This is a genomic window from Solibacillus sp. FSL K6-4121, from assembly GCF_038002585.1.
In the GTDB taxonomy this organism is placed as follows: Bacteria; Bacillota; Bacilli; order Bacillales_A; family Planococcaceae; genus Solibacillus; species Solibacillus faecavium.
Window position 1 is genome coordinate 1,161,323 of record NZ_JBBOCS010000001.1, and the last position, 15,795, is coordinate 1,177,117.

General features: G+C 36.6%; 18 protein-coding genes and 1 other RNA gene. 11 read left to right on the top strand and 8 right to left on the bottom strand.

Annotation, left to right across the window (positions count from 1 at the left end; translation table 11 throughout):
- The first annotated feature begins 6 nt into the window (after positions 1 to 6).
- Together MHH95_RS05895 and MHH95_RS05900 are read left to right on the top strand one after the other, a co-directional pair.
- The gene (locus MHH95_RS05895; RefSeq protein ID WP_340726756.1) at positions 7 to 675 is read left to right on the top strand and encodes a response regulator transcription factor; all 669 of its coding nucleotides are present in this window, start codon (positions 7 to 9) and stop codon (positions 673 to 675) included.
- Positions 672 to 2,042: a sensor histidine kinase gene (locus MHH95_RS05900; RefSeq protein WP_340726757.1), complete on the top strand. Its 1,371-nt coding sequence runs from the start codon at positions 672 to 674 to the stop codon at positions 2,040 to 2,042. Before MHH95_RS05895 ends, MHH95_RS05900 begins: the two co-directional genes overlap by 4 nt.
- Positions 2,043 to 2,092: 50 nt before the next feature.
- Here MHH95_RS05900 and MHH95_RS05905 read toward each other — a convergent pair whose 3' ends face one another.
- Positions 2,093 to 3,034, bottom strand: coding sequence for a carbohydrate kinase family protein (locus tag MHH95_RS05905; protein WP_340726758.1), 942 nt, complete (start codon positions 3,032 to 3,034; stop codon positions 2,093 to 2,095).
- Positions 3,035 to 3,256: 222 nt separating this feature from the next.
- On the opposite strand from MHH95_RS05905, the gene MHH95_RS05910 reads away from it, so the two are divergent.
- On the top strand, positions 3,257 to 3,454 hold the full coding sequence (locus MHH95_RS05910; RefSeq protein ID WP_191701272.1) for a hypothetical protein: 198 nt from the start codon (positions 3,257 to 3,259) through the stop codon (positions 3,452 to 3,454).
- A 146-nt stretch (positions 3,455 to 3,600) separates the two neighbouring features.
- On the opposite strand, the gene ssrS is transcribed toward MHH95_RS05910, so the two are convergent.
- The 6 genes from ssrS to MHH95_RS05940 all read right to left on the bottom strand — a co-directional run bounded on the left by ssrS (position 3,601) and on the right by MHH95_RS05940 (position 7,061).
- Positions 3,601 to 3,792, bottom strand: a non-coding RNA gene (gene ssrS / locus MHH95_RS05915) — 6S RNA.
- Positions 3,793 to 3,867: 75 nt separating this feature from the next.
- Complete coding sequence (locus MHH95_RS05920) at positions 3,868 to 4,581, bottom strand: YfjL-like protein (protein ID WP_340726759.1); 714 nt, start codon at positions 4,579 to 4,581, stop codon at positions 3,868 to 3,870.
- Positions 4,578 to 5,168, bottom strand: a complete 591-nt coding sequence (locus MHH95_RS05925; RefSeq protein WP_340726760.1) for a zf-HC2 domain-containing protein — start codon at positions 5,166 to 5,168, stop codon at positions 4,578 to 4,580. Before MHH95_RS05925 ends, MHH95_RS05920 begins: the two co-directional genes overlap by 4 nt.
- Positions 5,165 to 5,656, bottom strand: a complete 492-nt coding sequence (locus MHH95_RS05930; protein WP_340726761.1) for an RNA polymerase sigma factor — start codon at positions 5,654 to 5,656, stop codon at positions 5,165 to 5,167. Before MHH95_RS05930 ends, MHH95_RS05925 begins: the two co-directional genes overlap by 4 nt.
- Before the next feature lie 380 nt (positions 5,657 to 6,036).
- Complete coding sequence (locus MHH95_RS05935) at positions 6,037 to 6,681, bottom strand: YfbR-like 5'-deoxynucleotidase (RefSeq protein WP_191701268.1); 645 nt, start codon at positions 6,679 to 6,681, stop codon at positions 6,037 to 6,039.
- A gap of 191 nt (positions 6,682 to 6,872) precedes the next feature.
- Entirely contained in the window at positions 6,873 to 7,061 is a 189-nt protein-coding gene (locus MHH95_RS05940) for a putative motility protein (protein WP_339214885.1), read from the bottom strand.
- A gap of 304 nt (positions 7,062 to 7,365) precedes the next feature.
- On the opposite strand from MHH95_RS05940, the gene MHH95_RS05945 reads away from it, so the two are divergent.
- From MHH95_RS05945 to MHH95_RS05975, 7 genes are all read left to right on the top strand, one after another.
- Positions 7,366 to 8,124 carry a LysM peptidoglycan-binding domain-containing protein gene (locus MHH95_RS05945; RefSeq protein ID WP_340726762.1) on the top strand — a complete coding sequence of 253 codons (759 nt, stop codon included), beginning with the start codon at positions 7,366 to 7,368 and terminating at the stop codon, positions 8,122 to 8,124.
- A gap of 83 nt (positions 8,125 to 8,207) precedes the next feature.
- Positions 8,208 to 8,747: a superoxide dismutase family protein gene (locus MHH95_RS05950; RefSeq protein ID WP_445190575.1), complete on the top strand. Its 540-nt coding sequence runs from the start codon at positions 8,208 to 8,210 to the stop codon at positions 8,745 to 8,747.
- Positions 8,748 to 8,999: 252 nt separating this feature from the next.
- A complete protein-coding gene (locus tag MHH95_RS05955) occupies positions 9,000 to 10,013 on the top strand; it encodes a TAXI family TRAP transporter solute-binding subunit (RefSeq protein ID WP_340726763.1) in 1,014 nt (337 codons plus the stop codon).
- Between the two features lie 96 nt (positions 10,014 to 10,109).
- Positions 10,110 to 10,616 carry a DUF1850 domain-containing protein gene (locus tag MHH95_RS05960; protein ID WP_340726764.1) on the top strand — a complete coding sequence of 169 codons (507 nt, stop codon included), beginning with the start codon at positions 10,110 to 10,112 and terminating at the stop codon, positions 10,614 to 10,616.
- Positions 10,609 to 12,624: a TRAP transporter permease gene (locus MHH95_RS05965; protein ID WP_340726765.1), complete on the top strand. Its 2,016-nt coding sequence runs from the start codon at positions 10,609 to 10,611 to the stop codon at positions 12,622 to 12,624. Before MHH95_RS05960 ends, MHH95_RS05965 begins: the two co-directional genes overlap by 8 nt.
- Positions 12,625 to 12,796: 172 nt before the next feature.
- The gene (locus MHH95_RS05970) at positions 12,797 to 12,934 is read left to right on the top strand and encodes a hypothetical protein (RefSeq protein WP_340726766.1); all 138 of its coding nucleotides are present in this window, start codon (positions 12,797 to 12,799) and stop codon (positions 12,932 to 12,934) included.
- 200 nt (positions 12,935 to 13,134) lie between these two features.
- Positions 13,135 to 14,247, top strand: a complete 1,113-nt coding sequence (locus MHH95_RS05975) for an amidohydrolase (protein WP_340726767.1) — start codon at positions 13,135 to 13,137, stop codon at positions 14,245 to 14,247.
- A 303-nt stretch (positions 14,248 to 14,550) separates the two neighbouring features.
- Here the strand turns inward: MHH95_RS05975 and MHH95_RS05980 are convergent, their stop codons facing one another.
- A complete protein-coding gene (locus MHH95_RS05980; RefSeq protein ID WP_340726768.1) occupies positions 14,551 to 15,258 on the bottom strand; it encodes a Fe-S oxidoreductase in 708 nt (235 codons plus the stop codon).
- A 110-nt stretch (positions 15,259 to 15,368) separates the two neighbouring features.
- On the opposite strand from MHH95_RS05980, the gene MHH95_RS05985 reads away from it, so the two are divergent.
- Entirely contained in the window at positions 15,369 to 15,794 is a 426-nt protein-coding gene (locus MHH95_RS05985) for a DUF4395 domain-containing protein (protein ID WP_191701259.1), read from the top strand.
- Position 15,795 lies beyond the last annotated feature (1 nt).

Genomic DNA, 15,795 nt, shown 5'->3' on the forward strand with positions numbered 1-15,795 from the left:
AACTTAATGCGGATTTTAGTTGTAGATGACGATACATTTATACGGAAATTAATCGGTATTCATCTGAAAAAAGAAGGCTATGAAGCATTGTTTGCAAGTAATGGATTGGAGGCATTAACTATTTTGCAGCAGGAATTAGTGGATTTGGCTATTGTAGATGTGATGATGCCGAAAATGGACGGTATTTCTTTGACGAAGCGCTTAACTGAAGTCGGTGTTCCGGTATTAATGTTAACCGCTAAAACTACACTGGAAGATAAGGAAAAAGGTTTTTTGGCTGGGGCGGATGATTATATGGTAAAGCCATTCGAACCTAAGGAACTTTTATTTAGAGTACGTGCAATTTTACGTCGTTTTCAAAAACTTGAACGCAGTCAAACAAAAATTTCCAATATGCTGATTGACCGACAGACATTTGAAGTTAAAGTAGGGGAGCAAGTATTATTATTACCTTTAAAGGAATTTGAACTGCTAAGCATTCTAACTACGAGGCCGGAAGTGGTGTTTACGCGTGACCAGCTGATGGAGCAAGTATGGGGCTATGATTATGATGGGGACGACTTCACACTGACAACCCATATTAAACGTTTACGAAGTCGATTGGAAGAAGTGAATGCACGGGTAAAAATTCAAACAGTACGAGGCATTGGCTATAAAATAGAGGAATTAAAATGAAAACATTGTATAAGCAATATATTGTAGTGACATTGGCAGTTATCGTTGTAAGTATTACTATGTCTATGTTGTTGATTGGTCAAATTTATCAATCTCAAATTCGGCCGAATACGGATGCCAAAAATTATGAAGTAGCACAGGAAGTAAAAAATATTATAACGACAATGCCGAGAGACAGCTATGAAGCCTATTTTGAGTCGGTTGCCAAGCTTGGCTATCAAATTGCAGTAGCTAATCAATCAGGAAATGTGTCAATGTATGGCAATAATTTCAACAAGGTTGAGTTAAACGATGATATGCTGAATATTATTGGTACCGACAATGATTATCACGGGATTCAGGAGTATCAAGGATCTTCTTTATTTATGGATCATTTTGCGAATGATATTCAAAATACAGTTGGGGTGGCCTTTAGCTTTAATAATGAAAATTATGCATTTTTCATTCGGCCAGCTAACGCAACGCTCTTTTCAGAAATGCATTTATTACTCGTTAGCTTTATTATTATTACAGCCGTTGTAATTCTTTTGACAATGATTTTGCTAGCACGTCAGCTTGTAAGGCCGTTAAAACAGCTGCAAGAGGCAACCGAGCAAATTGCACAGGAAGATTATGATATTTATTTGCAAATTGATCGGAACGATGAACTCGGTCAACTTGCAACACAGTTCCAAAAGATGGCCAATCGTTTAGCGGAAAACGATCAGATTAAGAAGGATTTTATAAATAATGTATCACATGATTTTCAATCGCCGTTACTTAATATTCAAGGGTACGCAAATGTCTTGAAAGATGCGGAGAATACTGAAGAGGAACGCGTGCAGTATTTGGAAATCATTGAGCAGGAAACGAAGCGACTTTCTGCATTAACAAAGCAATTACTGCTATTGAGCTCATTGGACCAAAAAAACCTGCCGATTGAAAAAAAGCGTTATTCGTTGGATAAACAATTAAAGGAACGTCTGTTTTCAAAGCGCTGGAAGCTCGATGATAAGCAAATGGAGCTTGTATATGAGCTGGAACCAATTGAAGTATTTGCGGATGAGCAATTATTTGAGCAAGTATGGGATAACTTACTGTCAAATGCGATTCGATACAGTGAAGATAAGGGGAAAATTATTGTAACCTGCAGTAAAAAAGACGATGACATAATCGTTGTTATACAGGATTATGGGATTGGAATTCCTGAGGAAGCACTGGAAAAGGTAAAGGAACGTTTTTACCGAGTTGACCCATCACGCTCAAGTCAAAGCAGTGGTCTTGGGTTGGCGATTGTCACGGAAATTGTAAAACGGCATAAAGGGCAATTTAATATAAAGAGCGAGTTAGGCAAGGGGACAAAAGTAGAAATTATACTTCCTAATTAGCTGAAGAATAGAAGGGATGCAAAGGGAAATTTCAGCATCCCTTCTATTTTTTATTGAGGCAAGTCTTCCAATGCTAATAGTGCATCAATTGCACCGACTTTTTCACAAACTTTTGAAGCAACAAAGTTGGCAAATTCAATAATGTTCACCCATTCATTAAAAGAAAGGTTCGTTTCATCACGTTTACTCAGCTCATATAAAACGGCACCAACAAAAGCATCACCAGCCCCTGTTGAATCGATGCAATTTACCCTATTTGGTGGTACAGTTGTTATTTTTCCATTTTGAACGAGTACTGTCCCTTCAGCTCCTTGTGTAATAGCAATTGTTTTGTCGGTAAACTGACTCAGCCATTCAATTGCTTGTTCAAAGCTCTCTGCCCGAGACAATAACATTAATTCTTCGTCACTCATTTTAATGAAGTGAGCTGCTTCGATAAACGGTTCGCATTTTTGAATAAACTGTTCAGTATCGTGTTTCCACAAGTCAGCACGGTAATTTGGATCGAATGAAATAAAATGATTTTGTAATAATAACGTTTGCATTAATTGTTCGTAAGTTCTGCTAAAAGGTTCACTTAAAAGAGCAGTTGCTGAACCGAAATGAATCATATTAATGGACATTAAATGTTGGAGATTGAGGTCTTCAATGCAAAGCAGCTCATCAGCCCCTCGGTTAAAGATGAAATCCCGTTCACCACTGGCTTGTCTGGATACGAAAGCTAAAGTAGTGGGGGCAGTTGAATCAAAAATAAGCTGATCTGTATGAACACCTGCATGCTCCAATGTTTGTTTCAGAAAGTGACCAAATGCATCGTCACCCACTTTTCCGCAAAAATACGCTTGACCACCGAGTTTTGCGATAGCAGCTGCAACATTGGCAGGAGCTCCACCTGCTTGTTTTTCAAAGGTAGTTGCTTCTATTATTGATTGCTCGGTTTGAGTTGTAAAAAAATCGATTAATAATTCACCAATACATAAAATTTGCTTCATATCGTTTCCTCCAAAATGATATCATTTTATAAATTTTGTCATAGATGAACATCAATTGTAAATATTTACCCTATTTCACGTTAAGAAAACAAAAAAGCATACTCACAATTAATGCGAATATGCTTGAAGTGACTTATTTGCTAACGGCTTTTTATTATTCAAGATATAGTAGTGACAATAATTTCCATTTGAATTATTATTAGTATGAATGGAGGTATAGTTATGAGTTTAATTTTACGTTTAAGTAATGGAGAAAAGATAGAGATGAAAGCCAGTCTTGAGGAATTTGAAGAAATGTATTTAAAGGATGACGGTCACTTTCATTCTGGTTATATAAGATTCGTGTTAAATGATGGAAAAGAAGAGCAATCAGAACTAATATTTACAAACCACATTGTTTCTATAGAAGAAGTAAAGTGATTTTTGAAGTCACATCCAATCGGGTGTGGCTTTTTATTATGCATAAAGGCGTTGAACACATGAAATAACTACTTTTTAAAAAGAAAAAAGCACCTCAACCAATTTGGTTAAGATGCTGTATAAACCTTGATATGATGCTGCTTATGTAAGCAGCCACATTGCCGTAGTTATTATAGAAAGTTTTAAACCACCACTCCTCAAAGTGGGTGTTCGCAAATGCTATCCTGTCTATCCTGAAGTCAAAAGAGTCCAGGCACGCCATTCCAACATCGATGTAAAACTCCCTGTATAAGTATAAAGGTTAAAACTTAATATTCGTACGTACAACGTAGCCTTATTCATATAATATAACAACTTTCTGCTATGTGCAAGAAAGTACGTTCGACAAAAAAAGTCAAATGTTTTGAACTGTTTTAATGAATATCATCTATTGTAACTGGCACATCCGCCTGAAACTCTATATTGTACTTTCTTTCATAGTAAAGGGATGCATAGCCCTCTTTTTTGCCGTCACGGTTATCAATTTGTTCATCCATATAAATAAAAACAGTATCATACTTAATATCATCTGCGTCCAACACAGATTGAATTTCTTGAACAATTTTTATAAATTCCTCTTTTGTTTCACCTTTATATAATGGGAATTCCATTGTAATCGAAGGTGGAACGATAACATTTACGGTAGGAGCCCACTCCGTTTGTGAAAACTGATTCGGTACGTCGATTGAGTAAAATATGTTAGCAACCGGGAATGCTTTTAATAAGTTTTTTACATATTGTGAACCTTGATCGCTCCAGTCATTCGATTTTGTTTCATCCCTTGAATCATAATGCATCATCTTAGCTTCAATCGTATTTGGTACATATTTAGGGCCTACTTCAAAAGTATAGTTCCAATAATTAGGTTCTTCATTGAAAGTTACATCAAAATCATAGGTATTAAATTTAAAATTATAGGAGCCTTTTTCTACACGAAAATTGGTATTTGGATAATGTTCGGTTAAGTATGCCTTTATCGTAGACTTAGCAATTTGTTTAGAAATGAAATTGCCGTTAAATTCGTTATAACCGAACAGTACGGAACCTGTAATAACGAGGGCCAATAGAATTGAAAGCCACTTTTTCATATCGAATCCTCCTTGTTAAAAGCTTGAATAAGTAGTTTGACAACGATAATTCCCAGAACAGTAAAGATCGTGTGAATAAATGCAGTAAATAGACCACCCAAAGTAATTTCCCATAAAAGTGAAAGGGTAGAGGCGTGGTAAATGATTTGGTCAGTGTACCAATTCGAATAGGAGCCGAAAGAATCAATTGTTGTATAAATTGACCAAATAAATACAGGTACGAATGCCAACAATAGCGTGAGAATTGTATGACGATAAAAGTAAAATGTTACAATTCCTAAAATAAAATAAGACAAAATAAATGTGAAGCTTTCATTTAATAATGAAGTGTTTATAGCAAAGACAAAAGAAAGAATAACGAACAATAGCTGATAAATCGTAAGTTTTAAATGTGCGTGCTTAATCATTTTTGAAGCTGCCTTTTTAGGTGACGGGAGTGCCGGTAATTCTTCCATTGTGGCGGAAGTAAGCTTTTGGCAATTAGGGCAACTGGCTAAATGTTGCTCAATCCATTGTTTTGTTTCAGGCTGAACAAGGTTTTCTTCATATAAAGGTAATAAATCCTCGGTAATTTTACATGAATTCATAACAATTCCTCCTCTCGTTGTAGCTTAATTTTTTGTCGGTGAAAATTAACACGTACATAGTTTTCGCTTAGCTCCAACAGTTCACCAATTTCCTTAAAACTTAGTTCACCAATAATTCGAAGTAATACAATATCCTTAAATGGAGGACCAAGCTGTTCAATCTTTGACAGGAGCCGTTTGGATTCATCTTTTAATTCAATAAGTTGCTCGGTAGTAAATAATGTAATCGGCGGTTGTGCCTCCATTTTGGATGCTAAGCTCTTTTCATAACTTTTTTTACGGTAATACTTTTTTAATAAGTTATTTGCAATATGAAAAAGCCATGTCGATAGTGCCGCTTCACCGCGATATGTATGAATCGATTTTGCTGCTTCGTAAAAAACATCCTGTGTAAGATCTTCAGCGATGGCTGAATTGGATGTTTTAATATAAAAATAAGCGTATATTTTCGGTTGCAGCTCCCGGTATATCTGTTCTAGCGCATCCACTCAGTTCACCTCACAAAATGATGTTTATTATTATAGTACCTTCAAAATAGAATTCGTTACAAAAAAGGAAAAAAAAAGCTCCTCACCATTTTCAAGAAGTGGGGAACATGCCCTCATTAAATAAGGGGAGATATTACCGTTATTTGAATGATGTTGCTCTTTTTTAGAATAATTAAGGGAACGTTTTACCGCTATTTTAAATAAAATCACGAAATTTCATGTTTTTTAGGTCAATAACGGAAATTTATTCCCTTATTTTTACGATTTTTTATTTTATTTTTGAAATAAGGGAAATCCGTTCCTCTATTTATCTCGTTACGCAATTCGCGTGATGAGTCTAAAAAAAAAAGCCTTCCTTATATTTCGGAAGCCTTCTGTCGTTAGTCGTTATGTTGTTGTAGAATATTTTCTGTTAATAAAGCAATATCAATCACCGTTTTTTCCGTCACAACATCTGATAAAATTTCATTGCGGAAGTATGCAACAGATACCGGTAAATTGATTAATAGGAGCTTACTTAACGCACTTTCATACATATAGACAAATTCCTTATCGGTGTTTCCACGCTTAAGTTCTGAAAATGACTCATAAAACTGATCAAGCTTATCAGAGAATTCAAGTAAACGACCTTCAATCGTCTGATCTTTACCTTCTTTCATTCGATCAAAAAATACATCCTGCAAATCAGGTGGTATTTCTTCTAGAATAAACTTTTCCATCATTTTTTCTTCGACATGGGCAAGCATTTGTTTTAGCTCGACACTCGCATGTTTGACCGGTGTCTTTATATCTCCAATAAATACTTCAGCGAAATCATGATTGATTGTTTTTTCGTATAAAGATTTCCAATCAATTTTACTCCCTGCGCGTTCCTCTAAAGTTGCAAAAAACATCGCATACTGAGATACCTTCCATGAATGTGCCGCCACGTTATGCTCTTCAAATTTAAATCGACCGGGACAACGAATGATGCGTTCTAAATCATTTAAACTTGTAAAAAATGTATGGATACCTATAAGAATCACTCCTTTAAGTTGATACTTTTACTGTACTATTAGTTATACCCGAAAAGTGAATTTATAAAAGTAATTAATTAAACTTTAACATGACGTTAACAGAGTAAAGCTGAGAAAAGATTTGTAAAAATATATTAATATGACAAGGAAATAGAAAAAGCGCTCATTGAAAAAGTTCAAGAGCGTTTTTTCTTTTTAGCCTAAACTTGGACGTCAATCGATTGTCCTTTATAAGGATGGGCTGCTGGAACTGTCTGAGATTGGGGTAGTGTTTCCATCATTTGAACAGCAGTGGCTGTCCCCATATTCATTGCTTTGTCAAGAATGCTTAATTGCACTGTTTGCTGTAAAGATGCAACTTGAGCTGCCATCATAGAGCTAATTTCCAAAGTAATCCCTCCTTTTCTTTATTATCGACGAAATTGAAAAATGTTGAGTTGAATGTAGTATTTGTAACATGCCTGCAAACAAAATGGCAACTTCTATATCTAACTTTGTTGTTACTCCGCAAAAAAATGATAACTCTATGTATAATTCCCTTCAATATTAGTAATAATTATCCAAAAGCTCTGAAATATGCTTGTAATGGAGGGTTCATGGAAGCGACATAAAATTGCAATGTATTTGCGGTAAATTTGGAGCAGGGTGAAAATGAGTAAATTTAGTTGCTAAGAATTTGGAGGGAAAGAAGATTTGAGACATAAAAAACTATTAGTATTTTTATTGGCTGGAGTAATTGCTTCAAGTGGAGTTTTTACAAATGAAGCAGCTGCCTACACAATTGAATCGGATGATACGCTTTATAGTATTAGTCAACAATTCGAGACGTCCGTCGCCGTTTTAAAAGAAATTAATAATTACCCGAATGATGTAATATATGTTGGTGATACAATGGATGTTACAATAGAAGATCCCCTATATACAATTGAACAAGGGGATACATTATATAGAATTGCATTAGAACATGATGTTACGGTGGACCAATTACAGGAATGGAATGGTCTCAATTCAAATATGATTTATGCGGGTGATACACTCGCTGTTTCTGGACCTGTGGAAGAGGAAGTGGCCGCTAGTGAAGTTAAAAGTGCATCAGGAGAAGCCAATTGGACACCGCCAGAAATAGAGACGACGACATATTCAGGTGAAGCACCTAGTGAAGGAAAAAGGATGACTGTTGAAGCAACTGCATATACTGCATATTGTGAGGGCTGTTCGGGCACAACCGCAAATGGGACAAACTTACGTGCCAACCCTCATTTAAAAGTAATTGCGGTGGATCCCCGCATTATTCCATTAGGTACAAAAGTTTGGGTGGAAGGTTATGGAGAGGCCATTGCTGCTGATACAGGTGGAGCAATTAAAGGCAATAAAATCGATGTATTCATCCCAAATCTAAACAGTGCCTATGAATGGGGACGTCGTACAGTAACGATAAAAGTTTTAGATTAATACTGAATGAGCCACTCACTTTTGGGTGGCTTTTTGTATATTTACCTCCTTTTTTGAAATACTAGCTTCAAGGAGGAGATATTGTGCGAATTATAATCTTATTTTTAAGTGTATTCATGTTAGGAGGATGTAACTTCTTTCAAAAAGAAAAGATTCCTGTAAGTGCACCTGAAGCATTGTCGGCAAAGGCAATTATGTATGATACGAATGAAAAGCTGGTTGGTGAAATTGTTTTTACGGAGACAACTAAAGGAGTGGAACTAACAGCTATTCTAAATAGTTTGCCTCCAGGTGACCACGGAATCCATTTACATGAGTTTGGTAAATGTGACCCTCCTAAATTTGAATCAGCGGGAGCACACTTTAATCCAACTGATAAAAAGCATGGGGTGGAGAATCCTTCAGGGCCACATGTTGGTGACTTACCGAATATAACTGCGGATGAATCAGGTGAAGTACATTTAAACTTTATAACGGCTGACTTCACATTAAAAAAAGGCGAGAAAAATTCTTTATTTGATGAAGATGGCACGTCTGTCGTTATTCATGAAAAAGCAGATGACTATAAAACAGATCCATCCGGTAATTCGGGAGCCCGTATAGTTTGCGGTGTCGTCGAATAAATAACCATATTAAGATATATCATGTGCATTCCGTACATGATATTTTTTTATGGAATAAAATTTATCAAATATAAATATCAAATAACTTATTCATAAATATCTCTTTAGTGAAAAACTACATTTCACAGCATTTTGACGGTTTTATTAGAATAATATAATTATTTGAAAAATGAGACTTTTGAAATATTAATTGACTTTTGAATATTATTCTATGTAAAATGTATCCATATTAGGTGTAAAGGGGGAAATTTTATGTTCAAATCTAAAAATATGCTATTCGTATTAGTACTAAGTGTATTTATGTTAGTGCTAGCTGCTTGTGGCAGTGATGATGAAGACACATCTACAACTGATACTGAGTCCAACTCAGGTGATGCAGCAACGGAAGCGGATTATGGTGATGTTAAATTTTTAAGTATTTTAACAGGTGGTACGCAAGGGACTTACTATCCATTAGGCGGTACGTTTGCGGATTTAATCACAACTGATACTGGGGTAAAAACAACTGCGGAAGTATCACAGGCTTCTGCTGCAAATATGACGGCGTTAGCTGATGGCAAGGGAGAAATTGCCTTCGTTCAGACAGATATCGCATACTATGCAACACAAGGTACTTTAATGTTTGAAGGGCAAAAAATCGACTCGGTAGTAGCATTAGGTGCTTTATATCCAGAGACAGTTCAATTAGTAACATTAGCTGATTCAGGTATTAAAACGTTTGAAGACTTAAAAGGTAAAAAAGTTTCTGTAGGTGCCCCAGGTTCAGGTACTTATGCAAACGCTGAGCAATTATTAGAAATCCACGGTTTATCAATCAAAGACGATATTCAAGCGCAAAATTTAGACTTCGGTGAATCAACTGATGGTATTCAATCAGGTCAAATTGATGCAGCATTCATTACAGCTGGTTACCCAACTGGTGCGGTAGAAGCGCTAAATGCAACAAATGGTGTAACTATTATACCGGTTGAAGCAGATAAAGCAGAAGAATTAATCAAGAAATACCCATACTACGCAGTGGATAAGATCCCTTCAGGCACATATGGTTTGGAATCTGATGTCCCAGCTGTATCAGTAGGTGCGATGTTAGCGGTTCAAAAAGATCTGCCGGAAGATTTAGTGTATGCCATGACGAAAGCAATTTATGACAACACGGATAAAATTGGTCATGCTAAAGGCGAGTTTATTAAAGCTGAAACAGGCTTAGACGGAATCGGTATTGAAGTTCACCCAGGTGCACAAAGATACTTTGATGAAGTTAAGTAGTAACGAGAAACAAGGGCCTCTGTTGCAAAAAATGCTTCAGAGGTCTTTTATATCTATACCTTATTAGTGCAAGGGTGCTTTTAGCGGAGGATCGACATGAAAAAATGGTTATTTATAATCCTTGCTTTATCCGGTAGTGCTCTTTTTTTTATACCTTTTGAGCGCAGTATGACTTTTACGGAGACAAGAACTGAACAACCAGAGCAGTTTTTTTTGCCGTTAAAAAACGAAGACACATTTCAACTTGTCTTTATGCATTCCATTCATTTAACTGATGTAATAGAAAGCTATAAAGTGCTTTCAACGAACGAGTTTCAGCTGCTCACAATGGAATATTCAGATGTGGCTATCGGTATGCCGAGTTATGCAGAAGAAGGGCAAACACTTCGCTATGAGAATGGTGTCTATACACTTAAATATACAGATGCTAAATTAAAAGATTTTACGCTACATATTGGGGATGTCGACTATAAATTGGATCTCCAGCATAAAGGTAGAATTATACCTTTAAAGGAGCAACTAGTACGTGGGAAATCCTATTTGGTAAAAATAAAAAACTTGTCTTTATATGACAAAATGAAAGGAGTCGAATTAGATGACTGATAAAAAAGTGGCAGGAAATACAGGGGAATTACACGAAGCACTTACGCTAGAACAGCAGCAGGAGTTACTGGAAAAATACGATATAGAATCGAATCAGCGTAACCCGCAAAATATTATGAAGCATTTCATTTATTTTGGTTTACTGGCATTTACATTGTTCCAATTGTATACAGCCATATTCGGGCAGTTTCCAGCGCAAATTCAGCGTACAGTGCACATAGGATTTGCTTTAACCTTTGTATTTTTATTATTCCCGGCAAGTCGTAAGCTTTCAAAACGTTCGATCCCATTTTACGATTACATCTTGGCGCTGATTGCCATCTTTGTAGGTAGCTATTGGGTATTGAATTATGAGCGACTTGTTCAAAGCTTAGGTAAGCTGGAAACATTAGATTTCATTGTTGGGCTTTTAGCGATTATTTTAGTGCTAGAAGGTGCACGTCGAGCGGTAGGGTTACCAATCGCCATTATCGCTGGGCTGTTTTTACTTTATGCATTTTATGGCCAGTACATGCCGGACTTTATGGCACACCGCGGTCAAGACTTAGATAGCCTTGTCAACTTAATGTACTTCTCTACAGATGGTATTTTAGGTACACCGCTAGCAGTATCTTCTACATTCATTTTCGCTTTCCTGTTATTTGGAGCATTTCTTGTAAAAACAGGTGTAGGAGAATACTTTAATGATTTAGCTATTTCACTCGCAGGTAAATTAGTAGGTGGCCCTGCTAAAGTAGCAATTTTCTCATCTGCCCTGCAAGGGACAATTTCAGGAAGTTCTGTAGCCAATGTAGTAACTTCAGGTTCTTATACAATACCTATGATGAAACGTCTTGGCTACAATAAAAACTTCGCGGGTGCTGTAGAGGCATCAGCATCCACTGGTGGTCAGTTAATGCCACCAATTATGGGAGCGGCCGCGTTTTTAATGGTTGAATTTATTGGTCGTGGGATAACATATTGGGATATCGCAAAAGCAGCTGCGATTCCAGCAGTATTATACTTTGCAGGTATCTGGATTATGACGCATTTTGAAGCAAAGCGATTAGGCTTACGTGGTCTATCGGATGATGAAATGCCGGATCGCTCGAATGTATTAAAGAAAATTTATTTACTAGTTCCGATCGTGTTAATTATTGTTCTAATGATGTCAGGTGTACCGGTAATTCACTCTGCACTTTATGGGATTTTAGCATGTATCATTGTAGGGTTTATTAATCCTGATGTGAAGTTCGGCTTTAAGGAAATCATTGACGGAATGGTTGATGGTGCCCGTTCAGCATTGGCAGTAGCAGCAGCAACTGCATGTGCAGGTATCATTGTAGGGGTAGTTGTAAAGACAGGTTTAGGACTATCACTTGCAAACAGTTTAGTTAAGCTGGCAGGTGGCAGCATTATTATTACATTGTTCTTCGTAATGATTGCATCATTAATTTTAGGTATGGGTGCACCTACGACAGCAAACTATGTAATTACATCAACAATCGCTGCTCCGGCAATTATTGCACTATTGGCACCAGACGTTCCAGCAAGTGCAGCGCCAATTATTGTTGTATTATCAGCACACTTCTTCGTATTCTATTTCGGAATTATTGCAGATATAACACCGCCAGTCGCGCTCGCCGCCTTTGCCGCATCCGGTATCTCAGGTGGAGATCCGATTCGTACAGGTGTAAACTCTGCTAAACTGGCAATTGCTGCCTTCATTATTCCGTATATGATCATCTTCTCACCGGCATTGCTTATGATTGACGTAACAATTTGGCAAATTGGTTGGGTAGTATTTACGGCATTAATGGGTATGATTGCAATAGGTGTTGGCGTTATCGGCTATTGGTATCGTCCAGTAAATTGGATTGAACGCATTGTTTTATTAGCTGCGGGTCTAGCAATGATTTATCCTGAATCAATGTCTGATACATTAGGTTTAATTGCCTTTGGAATTATGTTTGTTATCCAATGGATGACAAGAAATAAAGAAACAACTTCAAAAATAGCGGTTTCTTAAAATAGGGAAGAGCGTTTGAATATTAATTCAGGCGCTCTTTTAATTTATCTCAAAATAAGATGGATTTAATACTATTTATGCATATACAGCAAATAATAGTTGATTTTATTAAAAATTCGATATATTATTTAAATTAACTAAAAATTCAAACAATTAAAAGGGGCGACTTTAGATGACTTCAATTTTAAAATCAATGCTTGAGACATACTTGTTCGATGAAGAAATGGACTTCGAATCGACAGAGCAACAAGAGGTGTCGGAAAATGAAGAGCGTACTCAATACCCAAATGGATTTTTCTCAAGCCTATAATATAATTTTTGATATGCATAATTTTTTCAGAACTTATCGGTGTCTATCCAATTAAGCAATTGGGATAGATGCCTTTTTTAATTTTATGCAATCATTAAGACTTTGGCAGTTGAAGTTTCACTTTATTGGGCAGTAATAATGTAGATTATAAATATTGTACTGTATAATAGGGATACTAAATAATATTCGAGGTGCGTTTCATGTTAGCAGTAAATTCAACTGAGCAAATGATTTTTGATTGGTTTCAGTATTTCCATGCAAATCCTGAAATAAGCTGGAAGGAAGTTAATACGACAGCTAAAATAACTGAAATACTAGATGAGATGGGCGTAAACTATAAAAGGTTTGACGATGTGACAGGGCTTGTCGCAGAAATTGGGCAAGGTGACGAGACAGTCGCGGTTCGTGCAGATATTGATGCACTTTGGCAAGAAGTAGACGGCGTGATGCAGGCGAACCATTCATGTGGACATGATGCAAATATCTCAATCGTTTTGGGGGCGCTCTATGCATTAAAAAATGAATCGCTAAAGAAGAAAATACGATTTATTTTTCAACCGGCTGAAGAAACAGGTGGTGGAGCGTTAGCAATGATTGAGCGCGGTGTTATAGAAGATGTAACACATTTATTTGGCGTGCATTTACGTCCAATAGAAGAGCTCCCTTTAGGGAAAGTTGCTCCGGCCATTTATCATGGGGCTGCTGCATTTTTATCAGGAACAATTACTGGAATTGATGCCCATGGTGCTCGTCCACATCAAGGGAAAAATGCGATAGATGTAATTGTAGCGATTCAGCACATGTTGAAAAATATTCATATTGATCCATTTGAAGTGTATTCCGCTAAGTTAACGAAGATTGTAGCGGATGGCGGAAGTGTGAATATTATTCCGGGCAATGCAAGCTTTTCGATTGATGTACGGGCTCAAAAAAATGAAGTCCTGACAAAAGTGCAAAACTATGTGGAAAAAGGTTTAAAGCAAATTGCAGAAATGTTTGATATAGATGTTACTTCGGACTGGTTAGATGTCACACCGGGTGCAGAAGTATCAAAGGAAGCGGCTGCTTTGGCAGAGCGTTCAATTATTGAAGCGCTTGGAAAACAAAGTTTAGCAAAGGCCGTTGTCACACCGGGCAGCGATGACTTCCACTTTTATACGATAAAAAATCCCCATTTGAAGGCTACGATGATTGGGGTCGGTGCAAATCTTGGACCTGGTCTTCATCACCCGAAAATGTCTTTTGATGAAAAAGCATTAATTGATGGAGTAAAAGTAATAGCCACGACGTTAAAAAATTGCGCAAATGAATAATGAGTTGAAGCGATGCTATGAAATGTAGCATCGTTTTTTGTTTGGTGATAGGGGGCATCGGATATTAGAAAAATTGAAGCGGATATTAGAAAACTTGGAATGTTTATTAGAAAGTACTTTGTATTTATTTGAACTTTTGACCACTTTATTAGCACATAGGCAAAGTTTATTAGCAACTCAAAAATTTATTAGAACTTTTCAGATTTTATTAGAAAAAGCAATTCACTTATTAGAAAACATCTACGCTCCGATACCCTTAAATTAAAAAAGTGCCGTTTTTGAACGACACTTAAAACCTGGAAATTATTTTATTGGACAGAAACCGCAAGCCATTAACCCCGGAATATCCTTCGAGAAGCAACAGCTTTTTCTAACTGGCTGATTAATTAGTGCAGATGGACTTTTTCCGCCTGTGTAATTTAAAAACAATGATTTATCTGAGAAGTAGCGCCAAACCTCTTTCCCTTCTAGCAATTCCAAATCCTCAAAGGCGCGGTCTGCCAGTGCCGGGTTTTCGAGCAATGTATGGTAGTGCCAAAGCATATAGCCGAAAATATTCTCCCATAAAATTAGTGGCGAAATTGTCGTCGTTTTACGTAACTGACCAATAATGACCGACGCTTTATATAAAATATCGGTAATTACACGCTCGCGTTCATCATCTTCCACATAGCGGAAATCATTCGGATTAATATACATACCAAGTGTGTGAATCCCATACTCCTGAACAATCGCAAATCTTAAATTTTCAGGCTTGCCGTCCCAGATCTCATCGTAAGTTGTCAGCATATAAAACTGCATTGCCACAAACATGCCATAGCGACGACCAAAGTGGGAAATGGCCGCAGTTTCTGTTGCAGCATTTGTTATCCCCATCATTAAATTACGAAAGTCCGTTAAATAAAAATCTTTATGTAAATTGGCCAATGTAAATAATGGACGGTCTGGTTCCTCTGTAAAAATACTGTATGAATTTAATTGTCGAACTTGATCGTATGAAAGTGCAGGCATTCCAATCACCTTTTCTTAAAAATTGTTTACTTTTACTATAACATTTCTCTTCACAAACGAGTGCAAAAACGCTACTATAAACTAAACATATAAGAAAGGTTGGTTTTAAAATGAAACCTATTTCTATTCCAAGACCGTTAGTTCGAGTAAATCAATGGACTATTTTTCTTTCTGTCATATTAACATGGGTGACGGGACAATACTGGCTTTTAGCAATTCCTTTAATAGCGAATTTACTTGGTATCTTTACTGGATTTAATCCGATTATGCGAATAGCCAGGTTATTTTTAACGAAAGATTTAAAATCCTATATTCCTGAAGATGTTGCTCAGCAAAAGTTTAATTCGACGATTGCTAGTATTTGTTTAGCAGGGGGATTACTAGGATTTGTATTCCAACTTCCAATCGTTGCCTATAGTTTTACAATAATGGTGGCAGTAGCATCATTTGTTGCGATTTTAGGGTTTTGTGTAGGTTGCTTTATTCATTTTCAATGGAAACAGTTCCAATACCGTCGTTCTATTAGAAATACTTAAA